Genomic DNA, 5,693 nt, shown 5'->3' with positions numbered 1-5,693 from the left:
GTACACCTCCATCCATGTGTCCGCTGGAGCGGCAACTAGTGGTGCTGCGATTAATGCCATTATCTTGGCCGGATGGTGCATCTTCACGGAGACGATCGGTCACCGTACCAGTCCAGGATTATCATGATGACAATGATTCCCCCTATGCCTGTCGCGACGCCGGCGAGCATGATTTTGCCGATGGCAGCGAACAGCCCCCCAATGGGCAGAAGGCCGAGAATGAGGAAGAAGAACCAGCCCAGGCGCACAGATTCGGCCTTATGGCCGACGCGTATGCAGAATAGCCCGCTCGCAACGATCCATAGCGGCACGATGATCGGCGAGAGAGTAGCCAAAATCATCAAATTACCCGTATTCATGATTGCTCCGCTCAGATGAAGGGGCCCGTCCAAGGCTTGCTGGGCCCCTTCATCTCATTGTAAGAGCGGGAAAGCTCCTCCTGGCCTTGCCTTACGGAGTGACGCTGGTGTTGAAGGTGGTAAGAGGCAGATCGCAGTGCCTGACCTCGGTGGGACGTTCGCCGGGACCGTCACCCACGTAGGGGATGGGTGGAGCGATGCCCCAAGGGTTGCCGCCGGAGCCTCGAGCGTTGCTGTCACACACGCCGTAAGCGTGACCGAAGCCGACAGGCAGATTGGAGAAGTCGCGCCAGTCTCCCGAGTGTACGGGTGAGTTGCTGGGGTGACCTGCGTTATCAGTCATGGAGCCGTCGACGTATACGTACAGGTCGGGCATGTACGACTGGTAGACGATGCTGTAGTCGGGGTCCATGTCACTGTCGGACGCGGCGTGGAACGGTTTCACTGATCCGTCGGCGCAGAACTGGACTGCGATGTCCTGCCAGATCGGCGGCGCGTTGCCGATCATGGAGCCGAAGGCGTTGTTGTTGCCGTCGTTCTTGAAGAACAGTGAGTAGATGTCACCTGCCAGAGAACGGACGGCGTAGTTGGTGTCGGGGCTGGCGTTGATCTCGTCGACCCACTCCTTGACATTGTCATTGATGTACTTGTGGGCAACCATCGGCCGGTAACCGTGGACGCCGCCCCCGACCGCACGGACGTCCACGCAGGTGTCGTCGGGGGTGACCCGCGCTGTTCGCAGGTGAGGGAAGTACGCCTGGCCAGGGGTGTCACCGTCGTCGTAGGGGTGCGCGATCTGGTCCCGGCCGTAGCTGAGAGCATCCTTGGTGAGGTAATCGATGTACGGTTTGGTGATGCCGTAGTCGGCCTCTACCGCCTTCATGAAGTTGGTGACGAAGAAGGGCAGGTGGGCATTGCCCACGCGGACGTCGTACCCGGAGGACTCGCTGCCTTCGATGATCTTTCCGGTGGTGTTGTCGATGATGTAGGAGACTTCCACCTCTGACTTGATCTTGTAGGTGTTGGGGTCCTGGTACGCCTGGGTCGCTGGCAGGTTGGGGTTGGGCCGTGGGTTGGCCATGGCCATCCACATCGGTATGGACATGCTCGGTGCGCTTCCCCCCGTGCTGTTGCCGTCGAGGCCGCCTTCCTTGATCTGCTGCCACCATTGATTGGCGGCATCCCACGTCTTCTGCCCTGAACACTCTTCATTCGGTGTCGCGGTGCTGCAACGGGGGAACCAGGTCACACCGTTAACGCCTACTTGCCGATTGTCCCAGCGGGGCCCTTGGTAGGCGTGTCCGCGGGCCCAGTCGTACAGCGTCTGCCGAGTGCGCAGCGGGGTGTACATATCCGCCGGCATGTTGGAGTCGATGTTCTGTGCCGGGTCGAAGACGCTAGCGGCGGTGAGAGAGCGTTCGACGTACTTGCCGTTGATGGGCTGGACCGCGATGGCGTCCCACGCGATGTCCTCGTCACCCGTTCCATCTCTGGTGATAGTGGACAAGGTCACCTTAGGTGCGGCGTTGAACAAGAAAGCGCCGATGGACACCCATCGGTTGGAGGAACCTCTCTGGTTGACGACGCGGGTCTTAACTCCCTTGGCGGTATACACGTTGTACTCCGCGTCGGTGGTTTGGGCTCCGTGATCGGGGAGATGTACCCAGATCTTCGCCGGGCCGTTGATCGGGGAGTTGAGCGCCCAGGTGCCGGTGATCTTGAGGCGGTTGCCCTTGTCGTCGGCGGCGCGTGTGTGTCCGAAGTAGAAGTGTCCGTTGAATCCGGCGCCCAGCTGGTGAAGGTCGATCTTGCTTGGCCAGACGGTCGCGGGGGTGGCGTCGTGTGCCAGACCCAGCTCACCGGCGCCGAAGTCCATCCCGAAGGTGCCTTCGTTGAGCCAGTCGCCGTTGTAGCACGAGGGCCGGACGACGGGGGATCCGGTAGGCGCGTCATCAATGACCTTCGCGCCACTCGGCAGGCCGTTGCGGAAACAGGTCGGCGGATAGGCAGTGCCGTCGGCCTGCTCGGCGTCGTAGTCGGGACTGGTGAACCGGAAGAACTCGTTGCCGCAGGAGAAGGAGCAGTCCGACTTCCAGGTCACTGACTTGTGCCACCAGCACTTGAGGTCGCCGCGACCGCAGGGCCCGGAGCTGGGGCTTTGATTCGTCGCCGATGTTGAGATAGCCGATGCATTGCACGTGTTGTCGCTGGTGCAGAACAGGTCGATCGGCGGCTTGGCATGAGCCCGGTTGTACATTGCGGACCCCTTGACGGTGGCGTCGCCCGCGGCGCCGTTCCACCAGGCCGCGCGGAAGGCCGGTACCATCGTTCCCGGCGATTCCAGGTACGCCGGAGGGTGCGCGGCGAAACCCAGGACCTTCTCGGGGTAAGGCCAGTTCTGCGGATGTGCAGCGTCAGAAGCGTCCTCCGTGCCAGTGGAGGTCTCCATGAAAGGCGTCCGGGACTCGTCCCACTCGGGGTTAGCCGGGTTGTTCGTCCAGCCCACGCCCCAGAGGTTGGTGCCGTCGTTTGTGTAGAAGCCGGCGTTGTATGCCCATAGTGCGAAAAACCAGTTCTCCAGCTTAGCCGGGTCACCGTTGTTGATGATCATCCCGGCGTTTCTGGTCTGGTTCCACTTGTCGACGAGGATCTGAAGACCGGCGGCGACATTGGCGGCGTAGTCCAACGCGATGGCACGCTGTGTTTCGTACGGTGAAGCGGCGCCTCCCTTGCCGTGCTCACGGCCCGCCAGGCGCATGTGGTCGGTGACCTGGGTGACGCCATAGCCGCAGTCGGCTGCACCCCAGTTGACGTCCCAGTCATTGCTAGGGATGCCGTCGTAGTAGTCGACGCCGTAGTAGTTCCCGATCAGCGGGTTACCGGTGACACCGGGGACTGCCTCTTTGCCGGCCTGCCACATGTTGGATTCCTGGGCGGTGACCCCGAGGAACACTTGAGCGGGGACCCGTTCGCCGCCGCCCGCCAATTCGGGCTTAGGGAAGAGCGTCTGCGGCTGGTAGGCAGGCATCCCCAGGTTCTTCCAGTTTGCGGGTCGGCTGGCACCGATGTTCAGCTTCCCGGTGATGGCCTTGTCCACGGCCCACTCGACCTGGCGGGGTTTCGGCTGCATCGCCTGGTTCCGCACGTCGTTGCGGGGCACGGAACAGGTACGTTCGGACTCCACGACTTCTGTCCGGGAGCCAGTCGTCGATGCGGTGGTGCCGCTGATCCCCCCAGTGCCCATTGTCTGTGTCGACACCCCGTGAGCGCTCCCCGCCTTGCCTCCTGTTTTGGGCTTGCCGGGGAGCAGGGGGGAAGGCACCCGGGAGGTGTCCCAGTCCCTAGCCTTGTCCTGCATTGGCTCGGTCCGGAAGGTGGCGGTCTTTTTCGTGGCTCGGATGGAGGTGGTGATGGTAACGGGGCGGGCCTCGGTGGCCTTCTGCCGGTTGAGGTATTTTGGAGAGGCCTTGCCGTCTGCCCAAACGGTGCGTTGAACGATCAGCCGGCCCTCAGTCGACGCGGTGGCGTCTTTTGAGGTGTCAGGGGCTGTGGTGATGCCTCGGGGGAGGTGCTTCGCCGTCTTCTTGAGCTTGCCTGTGAGGAGGACGTCGGGACCTTGACGGGTCAGGGCGATCTCATCGAGTTCGCCGGAGGCGAGGTCCTGGAGATTTCCTCTCCGCCAGTGCTTAATGGTTGCTACCTCGGCGCTCTTTACGCTTGCCACGCGAGAACGCTGCACGAAGGTGTAGCCGCCGGTCTGGTCGGATGCGATCCGATAGGGCGTGGTTGCAAGCGTAGCGAGAGTCTTCTTACCGCCCTTGTCGTCAACCTCGACGAGGTGGCGGCCGAAGGCGGCGGCGATGGCACCATGTTGGCCTGGGGTGGCTGACGTTACCTGCCCACTGGTAGCAATCGGCGCCGACAGCTTGCCGGTGGCCGAGTTCAGATGAAATAGGCGGGTCTTGGTCTGGTCCTGGCCTGGGGATTGAGTGAACACTGCGTCATCGCCGGCACCGCATCCCGGGTTGTAGTAGCTGAGGGAGGCGTTGAGCTTCAGCTTCCTCGTCCGGCCTGTCACAAGGTCGACGATGGCGGTGAAACCACCACGTGCCATCAACTTAGGGTCGTTTGTGAACGCACGCGGCGCGTACACGACGACGGCCTGCTTGCCGGAACCAGTGACGCAGGCGTTCCCGACCCACTGGTCGGCGTCGAAGCCAGGTTCAGCCAGCGAGGCGAGGGTCTTCCACGTGTAGCCGCTACTTGCGGTTGCGGTTAGGACGTGGAAGCCCCGAGCGTCACCGGTGGTGGTCCAGGCGAGGTCGTTCGACTTCTTGTAATCCTTGCCAAGCAGGTTCTGTCGTTGCTGGGGGGGAATGCCCTCTTGAGCATTCTTTGCGGGTTCCTTGTCCGGATCAGTGACCTGACCGGACGGTAACGAACCGTCAGCGACGGGTGATGCCGCAAGGGCGGCAGGTGTCTGTACGAGGCCGCATGTCAGCGCGGCGCAAACGGACACAGCCACCAACCACGCTTGTTTTCGTCTTCTGGTCTTCAAAGGACGCTTCCCCGTTTCTCGTTTAGGGTCTTCCTGCCCTTCTGGGCATGGCGCTGCTCCGCCCTCAGCGCTCTTAGCGCCAGCGGCGGGGCGGGAACTTGTGGCATCTCCTCGCTTCGAGGCTGGTGTGAACCGCGAAGCGTGGACGGCTCAGGTCAGCGGTAGGGAGGAATGGCCGTGCTGCCGATGTGCATCCACGCTTCGCTGCCTCAAAAGGCAGGTGTAACGGGTCGGGGCCTCAACCGCTTAGTCCTGCCTCGGCGTGCCCGGCGACCAGTGCTGACACCGGGCCGGCGGGAACCATGGTCGGCTGAATGCCGGGGCATCAGGCGGTCAAGCGCTTAACACTGCGGAGACCTCGCGTGGAGTGCCGATCAGATCACCAGGACACCGAGTCCTGCCGACCGCCTGAGGAACTGAGTGAGGGTGTGCCGCACCCACGCGCGCTGAGGGCACGCGGCAGTCCGATCTCACCGGTGCGTTTCATAACGGTTGCCAGAGTGATATCAGCGATGCCGACCTCCCCGATCACTAGGCGGCCGGCAGCACGAAGAGCCCTTTGAAATCCTGGTCTACACCGCTGCGCAGACTCGCTTGGCGGCCACGTCGCCGCCAGTACACAGATGAGGTTGCGACGTGGTCGAGTTGCCTGTTAGCTGGTGAATTGGAACGACGCGTTGTTGTTGTAGACGTGCGGGAAGCGGTCGATGTGCTGGTATGCAGCCATCACATCTTGAGCACCCTTGTAGCCGCTGCTGTAGTAGACGTGAGCTTTC

At 62.3% G+C, this 5,693-nt stretch carries 2 protein-coding genes; both read right to left on the bottom strand.

Going from position 1 to position 5,693, the window contains the following annotated elements; all coding sequences use genetic code 11:
* Positions 1-83 precede the first annotated feature (83 nt).
* Entirely contained in the window at positions 84-359 is a 276-nt protein-coding gene (locus K7787_RS31130) for a hypothetical protein (RefSeq protein ID WP_223003686.1), read from the bottom strand.
* A gap of 91 nt (positions 360-450) precedes the next feature.
* A complete protein-coding gene (locus K7787_RS31125) occupies positions 451-4,917 on the bottom strand; it encodes a golvesin C-terminal-like domain-containing protein (RefSeq protein ID WP_223003685.1) in 4,467 nt (1,488 codons plus the stop codon).
* Positions 4,918-5,693 lie beyond the last annotated feature (776 nt).

This window comes from Streptomyces sennicomposti, assembly GCF_019890635.1.
GTDB classification, from domain to species: domain Bacteria; phylum Actinomycetota; class Actinomycetes; order Streptomycetales; family Streptomycetaceae; genus Streptomyces; species Streptomyces sennicomposti.
This window is presented reverse-complemented; position numbering and strand designations above follow the sequence as displayed.

Bases quoted from the DNA above. Each gene is read 5' to 3' on its own strand.
- K7787_RS31130 (WP_223003686.1), bottom strand. From the start codon at position 359: ATGAATACGGGTAATTTGATGATTTTGGCTACTCTCTCGCCGATCATC.